Consider the following 15,138-nt stretch of genomic DNA (forward strand, 5'->3'; position numbering starts at 1 on the left):
TTCCTCTATTTCTATAAGAACTTTACCACAGTAAATGAGGAAATTGCAACGTTATTCATGCCCTTTTGCGAACAAGCGCTCGTGTAATAAAAGGTCTTTTTGCATTGGCAGGCATAGGGAATCTTATTAGTATACGTAAAAAAGCCTTTGGAAAGAACGGGACAACTGGCCATAAATAAGGAACATTCAAAGGTTTTACCGAGCATAAATACCAAAATAAAATAACTAGAGCAATGAAAAAACCATTTACTCCAAATGCAGCTGTACTCAACAAAAGAATCAATCTAAAAATTTTTGTCGTTATACTTAACTCGTAAGAAGGAATAGCAAATGTAAAAATTGCTGTGATTGCGGTATACAAAATAACTTCTGGTATAAACATACCTACATCAACAGCCATCTGCCCTATTACTATTGCTGCAATAATACCCATTGCTGTAGACAATGGCGTAGGCGTATGAATCGCTGCTAATCGAAGGAATTCTATTCCAACATCTGCAAAGAGAATCTGTAACAAAAGTGGTATATCACTAAATTTCTTTGGTCCTAGAAATTCTAATGATTTAGGAAGAAATTCTGGATGTTTCGCAAACAAGTACCACAAAGGTAGAAGTAATAAACTTAGTAGCACCCCAAAATAGCGTAACTGTCGGACAAATGTACCAATTATAGGTGCCTGCCTATATTCTTCTGCATGCTGAAGATGATGAAAGAGCGTAGTCGGGACGATAATGACAGATGGTGAAGTATCGACAACGATTACAATATGTCCTTCTAATAAGTGCGCTGCTGCAATGTCAGGTCTTTCCGTAAATCTTACAAAAGGCAATGGATGAAAGCCTTGTTTAAATAACCATTCTTCCAAGGCTTTATCCGTCATCGTGAACCCATCATGGTTAATTTGTTTCAGCCTTTCACGAATCTGAACCAAATTATCTTCATTAGCTATACCCTTTATAAAAGTAATTGCTATATCTGTTTGACCCAAATTTGATACTTGATGTAATTCAAAACGTAAATCAGTATCACGGATTCTTCTTCTAATTAATGCCGTATTTTGTACAATATTCTCCGTAAAACCATCACGAGAGCCCCTAATTACTTTTTCATTATCGGGTTCTTCTGGCTGTCTACCTGGATAGGATCTTACATCTATCGTATAAACTGAACCATTTTTTAATATAAATGTTACTTGCCCACTCAGAAGTGCAGCGAGCCATTTTTCCTTCGAATCATATTGAGTAATGGAGTAATATGGAAAGTAATGCTCCATTACTCTATTCTCATCTAAATCTGTTTGCCAATTATCATCTTGGACATTTGTTAACAATTCGGTGAGTACTAGCCCATCTACTAGTCCATTTATATAGACAAGCAGTACTGGAAATTCGTATAAATGGGTATGCAATATTCCTACATCATACGATTCATTGACACCAAACTTTTCTTTTAAGTACTCTTCAGCTTCTGACATATTAGAAAATAGTGGTTTCGTTTTAATCACCCATCTTTTGCTTTTGGATTATGCGCAAAACCAGCAGGTACCAACCAAGTTTTAAGCTGAGTTAAGATTTTCTTCTCTAATCTTGAGACTTGTACTTGAGATATACCTAATCGTTCTGCAATATCGCTTTGAGTACAGTCTAGGTAATATCGCAAATAAATAATCATCTGTTCTCTTTTTTCTAACTTTTCTACAAGTTCTCTTAGTGGTATATGATCAAACGACTTCTCAGAGCGCTCATCTTTCATTTGATCCATCAAAGTCAAAGCGTCTCCACTTTCATTTTCATAAAGTTGCTCTTGTAAAGAAGCGGGATCTCTTAATGCATCTGTTGCCATGACTATTTCTTCTCTTGAAACCTCTAATATACTTGCTAGTTCAAGTATGGTCGGTTGTCGTTCATTCTTTTTTAAGAAGTCATCTGTTGCATGACGTATTTTAAAATTCAATTCTCTAATGGAACGACTAATTTTCACCATTCCGTCATCTCTTAAGAACCGTTGAATTTCCCCAATAATCATTGGAACGGCATACGTTGAAAACTTAACTTCATAACTAAGATCAAACTTATCGACTGACTTCATTAAACCAATACAACCAATTTGAAATAAATCTTCTAGGTCGGCCCCTCTTGATGCAAAACGTTGCACAATAGACCAAACAAGCCTCGTATTACCTTCAATCATCTGCTGTCTCGCTAATTTATCTCCCGATTGCGATAAAGCAATTAACTCCCTCATTTTTTCTTGTGTAAGTAAAGTAGTCGGCTTATTATTCATCATCATTAGACTGTCCTACATGATTCTTGAATTGGCACAAATTTCTTCGTAATAGTTACCGTTGTCCCCCTATCAGGAATAGAGTAAATGTCCACGTCATCGCTAAAGCTTTCCATAATGGTAAACCCCATTCCAGAACGTTCTTCCTCCGGTTTAGTTGTAAAAAGAGGCTCGCGAGCTTGATTGATGTCCCGTATACCTCTTCCAGAGTCGATAATGGAAACAACTATTTCTCTTCCTGTTCTTTGTGCATGAATTTCTATTTTCCCAATACCATTTTCGTCGTAACCATGAACAATTGCATTTGTGACTGCTTCAGAAATAACTGTTTTAAATTCTGATAATTCCTCAATGGTTGGATCAATTTCTGCAATAAAGCTAGACATTACCATTCTAGCTAACGCTTCATTCTCACTTTTGGCAATAAAAGATAATGTAATCTCATTGTCCATAAACGATTCCCCCTAAATTTGACATAATTTCAATTTCTGATTCGTTATAAATATATGGGCTTAAACCTGCAAACTCGAAAATTTTCTTCATTGTAGGGGATGGATTTACAATAATTGTTTGTCCATCTACAGGTGCAAGTTCACGCATTCTTCCAAGGATAAGACCTATTCCAGAGCTGTCCATAAAATGTAAATCTTTTAAATTCCAAACTATAACTTTAATAGAGCCATTTTTAATCATCGGTACTATCTCATTGCGTATATCATGAGTACCATGATGATCTAATTCACCTTTTAATCGAATAATAATTATTTCGTCTCCGACTTTTTCTACTTCGTGATACATATAATCGCCTCCTCTGATAGCGCTATTCAACATTCACCAATGAAAATCCTTGCGCTTGACAAAAGTAGAAAAAATCATTGTTTTTTAGTTCATTTTCGACAAAGAATTATTCATTCATAGTATAGGAATATTATTCTATTTCTAAACAAAAAATAGGCATCTCGCAAAAGTTTTTTTAAACTTTTGAAAGATACCTATTTGTTTTAAATTTAAGCTGTTATAATCTCATAAATCAGCGTAGGAACTTCTTTTTTTGTTTCTTCAATTTCAATGAATGCAGTTAATTTGTCAAGTACTTCTTGTACCTCTTCTTTGTTAGCATAAACGGTTGCTAGTGATTCACCCTTCTTAACGAAATCACCAACTTTTTTCTGCAAAACAATACCTACAGCAAGATCAATTTCTGATTCTTTCGTAGCTCGACCCGCTCCTAGTAACATTGCCGCAGTACCAATTTCATCTGCTTCCATGAATGTGATATAGCCATCCTGTTTAGCGGGGACACTATAAGTATATTTAGCTTGTGGCAACAACGAAACGTCATCAACAATTGCATCGTTACCACCTTGACCTTTAATAAACTTCTTAAAAATGTCTAAAGCTGAACCGTCTTCAATAACTTTAAGGAGCATTTCTCTTGCTTCTTCTAACGTTTCGGCTTTTTCTCCTACCACAACCATTTGGCTTCCTAAAGTCAAACAAAGCTCCGTTAAATCTTTTGGTCCTTTTCCTTTAAGCGTTTCAATCGCTTCAACGACCTCTAAAGCATTTCCAATTGCATTTCCTAGAGGCTGACTCATGTCTGAAATTATAGCCATCGTTTTTCTTCCAACATTATTACCGATACGAACCATTGCTTTAGCAAGCTCTCTAGCATCTTCTGTTGTTTTCATAAATGCTCCCTCGCCCGTTTTTACGTCTAAAACAATTGCCCCTGCTCCAGCTGCAATTTTTTTGCTCATAATCGAGCTTGCGATTAGTGGAATACTGTTTACTGTTCCGGTCACATCACGTAATGCATATAATTTCTTATCAGCCGGAGTCAAATTTCCACTTTGACCAATAACAGCAAGTTTAAGCTCGTTAACTTGTTTCTCAAACTGTTGAGGAGTAAGCTCTACATGAAACCCTTCAATCGCTTCTAGCTTATCAATAGTACCGCCAGTATGACCTAGACCTCGGCCGCTCATTTTAGCAACAGGAACACCACATGCAGCAACTAATGGACCTAATACGAGTGTAGTTGTATCGCCAACACCACCAGTTGAGTGCTTATCTACTTTAATCCCTTCAATTGCAGACAAATCAATCTGCTCACCCGAATTCACCATAGCAATTGTTAAATTAGCTCTCTCTTCATCATTCATATCTTGAAAGAAAATAGCCATAAGTAACGCACTGACTTGATAATCTGGAATAGTATTATTTGTATAGCCTTGAATAAAAAATTCTATTTCAGTTTTCGTTAATGAATGTCCATCTCTCTTTTTTTCAATAATATCAATCATTCTCATTGTTTTGACCCGCCCTTTACTTTAGTAAGGATAAAAAACTTTCTCCAAATTCCGTTTTTGTAACTCCAAAGTTTTCAGCAATAGTAGCCCCAATATCTGCAAAAGAGGTGCGCAGAGGAAGTTCTTTCATCTCTTTTAACTTTGGAGAATAAATTGTCAATGGAACAAATTCACGTGTATGATCAGTTCCCGGCATTGTAGGATCATTTCCATGATCCGCGGTGATGATCAATAAATCGTCTTCTGATAATTTTGGTAAGACTTCTATTAAGCGTGTGTCAAACTCTTCTAAGGCTTTTCCATATCCTATAGGATCACGTCGATGACCAAATGACGCATCAAAATCTACTAGGTTTAAAAAGCTTATTCCAGTAAAGTCTTTGTCTAATGTTGTGATTAACTTATCCATTCCATCCATATTATCTTTTGTTCGTTCGGCAGAAGTTATGCCTTCTCCGTTAAATATGTCATTTATTTTGCCTAATGCAATTACATCCAGACCAGCGTCTTGCAGTTCATTCATAACTGTTCTTCCAAATGGCTTTAACGCATAATCATGTCTATTTGATGTACGTACGAAGTTTCCAGGTTCTCCGATAAATGGGCGTGCAATTATTCTACCTACTAAAAATTCTGGTGTGAGAGTTAGCTCTCTTGCGATTTCACAAATACGATAAAGTTCCTCAAGTGGAACAATCTCTTCATGGGCAGCGATTTGAAGTACTGGATCAGCAGAAGTATACACAATTATTGCTCCAGTTTTCATATGTTCTTCACCAAGTTCGTCTAAAATAGCAGTACCACTTGCTGGTTTATTTCCAATTACTTTACGTCCTGTTTTTTCTTCTAATGCAGAAATTAATTCATCCGTAAATCCATTAGGATATACTTTGAAAGGCTTATCGATGTTTAAACCCATGATTTCCCAATGACCAGTCATTGTATCTTTTCCTACAGAAGCTTCTTGCATTTTTCCATAATAAGCTGAAGGTTGCTCAACTGGTGAAATACCTTTAATTGTTTCAATATTTCCTAACCCTAGTTTTTGCATCTCCGGCATTTTTAGACCATTCATCTCTTCTGCTATATGCCCTAAAGTATGGGAACCTACATCTCCAAATGCTTTTGCATCCGGTGCTTCCCCTATTCCAACTGAGTCCATAACGACGACATGGATACGCTTAAATTTACTCATCTTTTTCCCTCCACCTCTTTCCATCTAGTTTACCAAATTTTTTAATAAAGTACAGGTCAGACCTCTGACATATTTAATAACTTATGCTCTTGGGTGAAATTGTTTATAAACTTCTTTTAGACGTGTTTTACTAACATGTGTATATATTTGTGTTGTTGAAATGTCTGCATGACCAAGCATCTCTTGAACAGCACGTAAATCTGCCCCATTTTCAATTAGATGTGTAGCAAAAGTATGACGCAATACGTGCGGAGTAATTTCTTTTGTTATTCCTGCATTCATAGCATGCATTTTTAATAACTTCCATATCCCTTGGCGAGTTAATCTTTTTCCTCTTTGATTAATAAATATGGCATCAGTCTTCTCAGTAACATTTAATAATTTAGGACGTGCCTCTTCAATATATTTTTGGCAGGCTTTGATAGCCGCTCCACCTAGTGGTATAATTCGCTCCTTACCACCTTTTCCAAAACAGCGAACAAATCCCATTGTTAAATGTAAATCTTCCAAATTCAAATTTAAGCACTCACTAATACGCATACCACTTCCATACATCAATTCAAACATCGCTAAATCTCGTTGACCTTGAGGTTTTGAAACATCAATACTATCTAACAAATTGTTTAATTCTTCTACTGAAAGGAAATTCGGTAATTTTTGATCCATCTGTGGAATTTCCAGATGGATAGTTGGATCCTGATTAGTTACTTTATCCCTTAGTAAAAATTGATGAAATGAACGAATGGAAGAAATATGTCTTGCTATAGATCTTGGACTCTTTCCTTCTGATTTTAACTTTCGAAGGTGAATAAGTATGTGCTGTCGCTCTACTTCATCTAAACTATGTAATTGTTGTGCCTCGAAAATATGATTTATATAATCCGTTAAATCCTTTTTATATGATATTAGTGTGTTATCTGCCAATTGACGTTCAATCCGCAAAAAATGCAAATAATCTTCTAATTGAAGCAATCCATTTTTCATCAAATTTCCTCCTTATGAAAAAAAGGATAGCAATTTGCTATCCTCTTTGTTACTTATCTTGGCACCGGTGACATATTCCGTGAAAAGTTAATCGATGGTCTTTTATAATGAAATTCCATTTTTTTTCAACGATAGCTTCCACATCTTCTAATAAATCTTCTTGAATTTCATCAACCGCGCCACATTCAATACATACAAGATGGTGATGAAAATGAGCTGCTCCCTCTTGTCTTAAATCATAACGTGATACGCCATCTCCAAATTGAATTTTATCAACAACATTTAATTCATTTAATAATTCTAATGTACGATAAACTGTAGCAAGCCCTATGTCAGGAGATTTCTCTCTAACTAGTAAAAATACATCCTCAGCACTTAAATGATCTTCTTCATTTTCAAGCAATACTCGGACTGTCGCTTCGCGCTGTGGCGTCAGTTTATAGCTCGCACCAGATAATTGTTTTTTTATACGATCAATACGGCTTTCCATATGACGCCTCCTTAAACTTCTTACATTATACCAAATAGTGAATTCCAATGACAAGAGATTCACACGATAATAATTATTAATAAAAACTAATTATTAAATAATACAAATGGTATAACAAAGAATTCTATAATTATAACAATTATATAGAAGGACAACGTAAACAAATTAACCCGATTTGCTAGAGCTAGAAGAAGGATGCAATATACTAATTGAAACGGGAACCACCAAAACACGTATGGATAAGAGGATTCTTGTGATTGTAATAAATAACTAGAACAAAAACCGTAAAATGTAATCTTAAACGCACAAATAATTAAAATTAGTTTTCGTAAATATCGGTGTTGATAAAATAAAAAAAACACAACTGCAATCATCAAATGCGGAAAGATAGTTTCTAGAAAAGTAGGCTGTTCTGCTAAGAGAACACGAGCGTCCAAGAGATTAATAATCCATTGCTGTTGTTCTGTAGTACTTTTTTCAAATAGAATTAAACCACCAATAAAACTAAATACGAGCACACATAATGAAATGAAAATAGTATAAGTCTGGTTCGATTTGAACACCTCCCTATCTATTTCCATCATATGCTTGTACAAAGTTTAAATATTCCACCACAAGTATAAACAAATCTATTAAAAATATTAATATCTAAGTTAATTTCATAATAGGGAACTAAATATTGGAATCCAAACAAAGTGGATTTCCGCTTCAGGAATTCTATATAAGCAAATATTTTAAAATAATTCCCAACATTTGTGTATTTGTTATAAGAAGCCAATCATGAAATTAACTCATCTATAAAATCAATTTTCTTTCAAATAGTTTTTTAACCAAAGGAACGCAAACGCTGTTTTTGCATCATACACTTGCTTATTTCTAATAAGAGATTCCATCTCATCAATAGAAACATACATTAGCTCTACAAACTCATCATCATCCAAATCTGCTTTTTCTGTCATTTTTTCTATATTTTCTGCAAAATATAGATGTATAATTTCGTCTGCAAAACCAGGAGATGTTGCAAAAGATTGAATATATTTTAGTTTACGTGTCGTGTATCCTGTTTCTTCTTCTAGTTCTCTTAATGCTGTTACCTCTGGCGGTTCCCCAGGTTCAATCTTTCCTGCAGGTATTTCAATAATCGAACGTTCTAAAGCTTTTCTATATTGTTCCACCAATATAATCTTTTTATCTTCAGTTAGAGCCATTATAGCCACGGCACCTGGGTGTTTAACTATTTCCCTATTGCTCTTTTCCCCGTTTGGTAATAATACTTCATCAACTTGTAGGGTTATAATTCTACCTTTAAATTTAAGTTCTGACTGAATTGTTTTTTCCTCGAATTTCTTCATTACTTTCCTCCCTTTCATTTGATACTGAATAATTCTCATTGTACCATGTAGTAAAGGATGTGATAAATCTTGGAAAAAAGAAAGCTAGGTAAAAGTGATATATATGTTTCTGAGATTGGTTTTGGCTGTATGTCACTACCACTAGATCAGTTAAATGCCAATAATATTATTCAAGTTGCTCTTGATAATGGCATTAATTATTTTGATACGGCAGATTTATACGATAAGGGCGAAAATGAAAAAATTGTCGGTAACGCATTAAAGAATTATCGAAAAGATATTATTCTTGCAACAAAAGTCGGTAATCGTTTGAATGAATCAGGAGAAGGATGGACATGGGATGCTTCAAAAGAATGGATAACTACTAGTGTGCACGAATCACTAAAACGATTGCAAACTGATTATATCGATGTTTACCAATTGCATGGCGGTACAATGGAAGACGATGTAGATGGAGTAATAGACACGATGGAATCATTGAAAAAAGATGGACTCATTCGAGAATACGGGATTTCTTCTATTCGACCAAATGTTATCGATCGATTTTTATCAAAAAGCAATGCGGTTTCCGTGATGATGCAATATAGTTTATTAGATCGAAGACCTGAAGAATGGCTTTCCTTATTTGAAAAAAATGAAGTTTCACTGCTAACCCGCGGAACTTTAGCACGAGGATTATTAACTCCTGAGGGATTAATAAGAGCTAACAAAACAGAGGAATATTTGTCCTATTCAAAAGGTGAATTAATCGAGACAATCGAAAAACTATTTACACTAAAACAACCTCTTAACTCTATTGCACTTAAGTATGTATTACAAAGAAAAGTAACAGGGTCAATGATTATTGGTGCTAGTAATATGGAGCAGTTAATAGAAACTATTGGCTCATACAAATATCCACTTCCTGGAGACATACTTGATAAAGCTAGTGAGATTACTAAGCAGGAAATCTATAGAGAGCATAGAGAATAATCTATTACGTTAGACTGTTAGTTAAAAGTATTCTATCTAAAATTGATAAATTTTTAGCAGGACCATTGATTGTCCGAAAAAATACTAGAGTCTAGTTCTAACCCATAATGTACTTTTTTAGATATAAGAAACCTATACACAACTGCGAATAGGTCAGACTGTTGACAAACTTTAAAAATTTCGAGATTATCTATAGTCTTTTTTCTTTTAAAATAAGCTTTGCTTAAGAATAGTGTTGATTTTTACAATGGAACTCCTTTGGAGTTCCATTGTTCCATTAAAGCCCCTGTTTTAATAAAATACTCTTTTGCATAGTCCAAAAACTTATATTTAATTATATATTTTATAATTACCAGTGTCTGATGAAAATTTTAAAATGTTACCATCAGAAGGTATCCCCTCGAAGTATGCACCAATGCACCCCGTTGTACATCTATGTCCTGACAAAAGAATGTTAAGTTCTCTTTTACCGTAATTACTTTCAAGCTCATTCATAAAACTAAATACCCTTTTAAAAAATCTATTTGGGTCTTCAACACCTTTATATACATTTGTATCTGGTAAAGGTCCATCCATCTTTAGTTCGTTGATAGGTATTTTATCAGCTTCTCCCAAATCAAAGACATCAAGTCTCTCATCTATAATGGCTTTTAGTCCAGTAACTATTTCAGCAGTTTGGATAGCTCTCTCTTGCGGGGAAGAAAATACAAAACAGAAATTTATTTTTTGGAGTTCATCTCTTAGTTTCTGCGCTTGTTCTATTCCATATTCATTTAATGGTAAGCCCATTCTCCCTTGCATTTTTCGTTCTTTATTAAAGTCAGTTTGACTATGCCTAATTACATAAATCATATTATAGTTCCCCCAGTATCTATATTTCCTTTTTATTCATTAATACTGACCTATCGCAGAAAAATTTTACTCATATAGAATATTTTTATAACCGAATTTTATCATAGGTAGAATTCATTGAGAACAGGCACTATCAACAATCATCTTAATAACAGTTGTGCTTCAATTTAATGCTTGATTTGGTCTAAAAATTGAAACCAACTAAAATAATGGTTGTTTAACATAGCCCTCGATAATGCACATAAATAATGACAAAAGGTATCGAGAAGACTCTCGATACCTTTTGTATGACCTAATCGCCACTGCGAATAGATTTATTTTTTATTTCCACTCTCTATCTGTGTATCCTTTAGCTTTAATACCTTCATTTACTTCCTTAATTATCGCTTCTCCGCCTTTTGCTAAATACTCATCAACAAGTTTATCCCAGTCGGATATTGGTCTTTGGCCAGCAATCATTTTAGATTGTTCGTTGATCAAAAATTGCATTAAATCAGTACCCTTTTCTTGGTTCGTTGGTGACAAGACTCCGTATGAAGGATCAACATATAATGGATTTGATTCGAACATCGCCTGTAAGGAGGTTGTCATCTCTTTCAACTCCGGCAATTTGTAAACATCGGCATAATTAATCTTAGCATCTGTCGGAACTTGCTCTCTGTTATCTAAGAAATAAGTCGAAGGTGCTAGCCCGTCAGATGAGAATGTTGGAACTTGAACTGGAGCCCCATTCTCCATATTATAACCTATTCCTTCTTTACCTAAATAAAAATCAAAATCCTCATTTTGCGGATTCTTTTCATCCTGTGGATAGTATTTCTTCCCAAAGTCCACCATTTCTAAAGCTCTGTATATCTTCCCTTCATCTTCTGCAAGTTTCGCATTTAGAGCAAGAATTCCTGAAAAACCTGACCCCATCGTGAAACCTTTAGATTTATCTGGTGCTTCAAATGGGGGTATTGCTACAAGCTTAGCTTCTGGATTCGCCGCTAACAATCCTTCAAAATATGCCTCAGACATTCCAGATACGCCACCAACAAAAACCCCTGCTTTTCCTGAATAAAATTCAGTATTCGTACTAGCCCAGTCGAGTACCGCAAAGTCTTTCGTCATCGCACCTTCTTTATAAAGGTTTGCAAAAAACTGAATTAAATCTTTTCTTCCTTCTGATATTACACCAGGTATATAATCGCCTTTTTCATTTTGGTGATACCATGCATTGAAGTCCCAATAAGTCCCCATATTGAAATTAGGGTTAATATTTTCACCAATAGCAACACCATAAGTGTCTGCCTTACCATTTCCATCTGGATCGTCCTTAGTGAAAGCGATTGCAACTTTCTCTAATTCCTCATAATTTGTAGGTACTTCTAATCCAAGATTATCTAACCAATCCTTACGTATAACTGGGGTAACAGGATATGGTTGAGAATATCGTGGAATACCATAAATTTTGCCATCAACTTTAAAAGAATTGTAAATATAATCTGGGATATTACCTAGAGTTTCATAGTGTTTCAAATAATCATCTAAAGGTAAAAATGCACCTTCCTCAGCCCATTGATAAAAGCGTGTATCAGTACCAGGAAATCCCACTAAATCCGGCATAGATCCTGAAGCTACAATTGCAGAAGATTTTTCAATATAGTCTCCTTGAGGAATAATTTCTGGTTTGTAATCAACATTAAATCGCTCATTTATCATGTCTAGCCCAGGACTGGTTACCGGGGGAGGATCACCAAAGCGAAATGTCATCCCTGTAATAGTATACTTTTCAGCATGATCAAATGGATCAATTTCAGTATTTTTTTCTGGTTCAGTTGCAGTTTCTTTCTCTGTTTCAGTTTTCTTTCCATCGTCTGTCGTTTGATCAGAGGTACACGCTACCAACATAAAACTTAAGAAAAGAATTAGAAAGCTAATAATTAATTGCTTTTTTTTCAAATTAACCCCTCCATCACTTTTTTGTAAGGCAAGACAAGATATTCGAATCACTAATAAAAAACAAACAATTTTAACCTTTTACAGATCCAAGCATCACTCCTTTAGCAAAATGTTTTTGTAAGAAAGGATACACAATCAATATTGGTAGAGTAGCTAATAAAATTGCTGCCATTTGGACTGTCTCAGGAGGTGGTATTGCTTCTAGCATGGCTGCATGACCACCCAGAGCAGCATTTGGCTCATTCACAATTACAATTTGTCTTAAAATAACCTGTATGGGCCATTTCGCTGGATCGTTTAAATATAGAACACCTGTAAAATAACTATTCCAATGACCTACTGCATAAAACAGACCAAAGGCTGCTAAAGCTGGCTTCGATAAAGGTAAAATAATTTTAGAAAATATTTGAATATCGTTGGCTCCATCAATTAATGCTGCTTCCGTTAGCTCTTCAGGTATTCCTTTAAAAAACTGTGTCATGATAATTAAGTTAAAAGGGCTTATTGCTACTGGTATTATCAAAGCCCACAAAGAATTTAATAATCCTGTTTCCTTAACGATCATATAAGTTGGAATCATTCCTGCTGAAAATAATATCGTAAACAATACGAGGAACATTATCGTACGCTGACCAATAATATTTCTTGTTAATGTATAAGCCATTGTTGAGGTGAAAACGAGATTCACAAATGTTCCTACCACTGTAATATAAACCGTTACAAAAAGGGACCGAATAAACTGATCAGAACCCAAAATATAGGAATAAGCATCTGTTACCCATTCCTTTGGCCATAAAAGGAATTCACTATTAAGCACATCACTTACACTGGAAAACGAAACTGAAAAAATGTAAAAGAAAGGAAAGAGCATTGTTAAAGCAATCAATAACAATATAATGTTATTTATAACTTCCATAACCCTTTCGCGACCTGTAGATTTAAACACAATCTAACCCCCTCACATAAACAAAATAAATTAAGAAAATATTACCATATTAATATAAACCTTCTTCGCCAAACCTTTTTGCTAGCCTATTTGCTAGAACGACCAGCACTAAACCAATAACTCCTTTAAATAAGCCCACAGCTGTAGCGAAACTAAAGTTTGCCTGCTGGATTCCTTTAAAGTAGACATAAGTATCAAGAACATTTCCAGATTCCATATTAAAGGGATTAAGCATTAAAAATATTTGCTCAAAACCGCTATCCATTACAGTTCCTAGACGCAAAATCAATAAGATTACTATTGTGCTCTTTAACGCTGGCAATGTAATATGCCACATTTGCCTTAAACGGCTTGCACCATCCATGACGGCTGCTTCATATAAGTGAGGACTAACGCCGGACAATGCAGCTAAGAAAAGAATTGTACCCCATCCAGATTCCTTCCATATAACTTGAAGAATGACAATTGGCTTGAACATTGCTGGATCCGTTAAAAACGGGATAGCATTCATATCAAAAATATTAATTAAAAAAGTATTTACCAATCCTTCACTTCTAAGAAAAATAACTGTTATCCCTACAACAACCACCCATGATAAAAAATGAGGTAGATATACGACTGATTGTAGAAATTTCTTATAAACCTGATTCCTTATTTCATTTAACATTAAGGCTAGAATGATAGAAATCGGAAACGCAAAAAAGATTTGTAAAAACGAAATTTGGAGTGTATTCCAAATAACTTGAATTACCTCAGCGTCCTCAAACATTAATTTAAAGTATTTTAACCCTACCCATGGACTATCAATAAACCCACGAAAAGGACTATAATCCTTAAATGCTAATAAAATACCAGCCATTGGTATGTAGCGGTAAATTAGGAAATATAAAATGCCTGGTAAAATCAATAGTAAAAGATATCGATCACGCCACAGTTTCTTTTTAAGAGATTTCTTTTTTTTCTGAATTGGGATTTTAACTTCTGCCGAATCAAGAGTTTCAACACTCTTTATTTTAGTTTGAATAACTAATTACCCCTTTCTATTAATCTAGAAATCCATATTTATTTACATGTATATTACATGTATTTATACAATAATAATAATTTAAATTTTGTGATAATTCAATGTTATTTAGTAATTTTTTTCATTTCTTTCATAATTCGGAGATTTAACTCCTTCGAGAGAGGTAAATAATTTATTTGATATACTCATTAATATAAAGCTAATTAAGCTACCACCGAAAAAAGGGATCAAACCTGGAACTTTAATCATAAAATAATACGGAAAATAAAAGCCAAGTACCATTAACACAGCAAATAATGGATTGGAAAGTACAATGAGTAAACAGTTTTTAAAATATTGTTTGAAGTTCAATTTATAATGGACATAAAGTGGAAAAGCATACAATAAAGAAGCTACATAAATAGCACCTAGAATAAAAATGAAAAAGGAAATTATAAGGCTCCAAAGAGTTGAAATACCTCTAAAAAAAAGCAAATCTACATAAATAATTAACCCCAAAATAGCCCAAGTATATCCAAATAAATTTGATTTTATAAATTCCTTCTTATACTCCCTTTTAAAATGAGTAAAAATCTTAATATCTATGTCGTCGTCTTGCATCTTTCTAATCACTGAGAACATCGCTACTGTAGAAGGGAAAAAGCCTACAATCCCCAATCCAATAAATATACCTACCAACCAAAGAATATTAAGATATGCAAGCTTCATAGCTAAATCCATATACCGATATATTGCGCCTCTCCATCCAGTAAGTTCCATATAAATCATCCTCTATAAAACAAAA

The 15,138-nt window shown here is 34.3% G+C and carries 16 protein-coding genes; 1 reads left to right on the forward strand and 15 read right to left on the reverse strand.

Features of this window, described 5'->3' with window-relative positions; translation table 11 throughout:
* Nucleotides 1-55: 55 nt before the first annotated feature.
* From WAX74_RS02065 to WAX74_RS02110, 10 genes are all read right to left on the reverse strand, one after another.
* Nucleotides 56-1,474 carry a spore germination protein gene (locus WAX74_RS02065; RefSeq protein ID WP_336495993.1) on the reverse strand — a complete coding sequence of 473 codons (1,419 nt, stop codon included), beginning with the start codon at nt 1,472-1,474 and terminating at the stop codon, nt 56-58.
* 26 nt (nt 1,475-1,500) lie between these two features.
* The gene (locus WAX74_RS02070) at nt 1,501-2,289 is read right to left on the reverse strand and encodes a SigF/SigG family RNA polymerase sporulation sigma factor (protein ID WP_336495994.1); all 789 of its coding nucleotides are present in this window, start codon (nt 2,287-2,289) and stop codon (nt 1,501-1,503) included.
* Complete coding sequence (gene spoIIAB / locus WAX74_RS02075) at nt 2,289-2,735, reverse strand: anti-sigma F factor (protein ID WP_336495995.1); 447 nt, start codon at nt 2,733-2,735, stop codon at nt 2,289-2,291. The genes WAX74_RS02070 and spoIIAB overlap by 1 nt, the downstream gene beginning before the upstream one ends.
* Nucleotides 2,725-3,081, reverse strand: coding sequence for an STAS domain-containing protein (locus tag WAX74_RS02080; protein WP_053589839.1), 357 nt, complete (start codon nt 3,079-3,081; stop codon nt 2,725-2,727). The genes spoIIAB and WAX74_RS02080 overlap by 11 nt, the downstream gene beginning before the upstream one ends.
* A gap of 209 nt (nt 3,082-3,290) precedes the next feature.
* Entirely contained in the window at nt 3,291-4,595 is a 1,305-nt protein-coding gene (locus tag WAX74_RS02085; protein WP_336495996.1) for a pyrimidine-nucleoside phosphorylase, read from the reverse strand.
* Between the two features lie 16 nt (nt 4,596-4,611).
* Complete coding sequence (deoB, locus tag WAX74_RS02090; protein ID WP_336495997.1) at nt 4,612-5,790, reverse strand: phosphopentomutase; 1,179 nt, start codon at nt 5,788-5,790, stop codon at nt 4,612-4,614.
* 81 nt (nt 5,791-5,871) lie between these two features.
* On the reverse strand, nt 5,872-6,774 hold the full coding sequence (gene xerD / locus WAX74_RS02095; protein WP_336495998.1) for a site-specific tyrosine recombinase XerD: 903 nt from the start codon (nt 6,772-6,774) through the stop codon (nt 5,872-5,874).
* Nucleotides 6,775-6,823: 49 nt separating this feature from the next.
* The gene (gene fur / locus WAX74_RS02100) at nt 6,824-7,264 is read right to left on the reverse strand and encodes a ferric iron uptake transcriptional regulator (protein WP_053589843.1); all 441 of its coding nucleotides are present in this window, start codon (nt 7,262-7,264) and stop codon (nt 6,824-6,826) included.
* Nucleotides 7,265-7,350: 86 nt separating this feature from the next.
* On the reverse strand, nt 7,351-7,848 hold the full coding sequence (locus tag WAX74_RS02105) for a hypothetical protein (RefSeq protein ID WP_336495999.1): 498 nt from the start codon (nt 7,846-7,848) through the stop codon (nt 7,351-7,353).
* A 219-nt stretch (nt 7,849-8,067) separates the two neighbouring features.
* Nucleotides 8,068-8,616, reverse strand: a complete 549-nt coding sequence (locus WAX74_RS02110) for an NUDIX hydrolase (RefSeq protein WP_336496000.1) — start codon at nt 8,614-8,616, stop codon at nt 8,068-8,070.
* Nucleotides 8,617-8,685: 69 nt separating this feature from the next.
* Here WAX74_RS02110 and WAX74_RS02115 point away from each other — a divergent pair, with 69 nt between their 5' ends.
* Nucleotides 8,686-9,588: an aldo/keto reductase gene (locus WAX74_RS02115; RefSeq protein ID WP_336496001.1), complete on the forward strand. Its 903-nt coding sequence runs from the start codon at nt 8,686-8,688 to the stop codon at nt 9,586-9,588.
* A 330-nt stretch (nt 9,589-9,918) separates the two neighbouring features.
* Here WAX74_RS02115 and WAX74_RS02120 read toward each other — a convergent pair whose 3' ends face one another.
* From WAX74_RS02120 to WAX74_RS02140, 5 genes are all read right to left on the reverse strand, one after another.
* Complete coding sequence (locus WAX74_RS02120) at nt 9,919-10,440, reverse strand: histidine phosphatase family protein (protein ID WP_336496002.1); 522 nt, start codon at nt 10,438-10,440, stop codon at nt 9,919-9,921.
* Nucleotides 10,441-10,761: 321 nt separating this feature from the next.
* Nucleotides 10,762-12,384 carry an extracellular solute-binding protein gene (locus tag WAX74_RS02125; RefSeq protein ID WP_336496003.1) on the reverse strand — a complete coding sequence of 541 codons (1,623 nt, stop codon included), beginning with the start codon at nt 12,382-12,384 and terminating at the stop codon, nt 10,762-10,764.
* A 70-nt stretch (nt 12,385-12,454) separates the two neighbouring features.
* Nucleotides 12,455-13,300, reverse strand: a complete 846-nt coding sequence (locus tag WAX74_RS02130) for a carbohydrate ABC transporter permease (RefSeq protein ID WP_336496201.1) — start codon at nt 13,298-13,300, stop codon at nt 12,455-12,457.
* Between the two features lie 79 nt (nt 13,301-13,379).
* On the reverse strand, nt 13,380-14,303 hold the full coding sequence (locus WAX74_RS02135; protein WP_336496202.1) for an ABC transporter permease: 924 nt from the start codon (nt 14,301-14,303) through the stop codon (nt 13,380-13,382).
* A gap of 159 nt (nt 14,304-14,462) precedes the next feature.
* Nucleotides 14,463-15,113: a YesL family protein gene (locus WAX74_RS02140; RefSeq protein ID WP_336496004.1), complete on the reverse strand. Its 651-nt coding sequence runs from the start codon at nt 15,111-15,113 to the stop codon at nt 14,463-14,465.
* Nucleotides 15,114-15,138: the final 25 nt, after the last annotated feature.

It is taken from the genome of Psychrobacillus mangrovi (assembly GCF_037104765.1).
Classification (GTDB): Bacteria; Bacillota; Bacilli; order Bacillales_A; family Planococcaceae; genus Psychrobacillus; species Psychrobacillus mangrovi.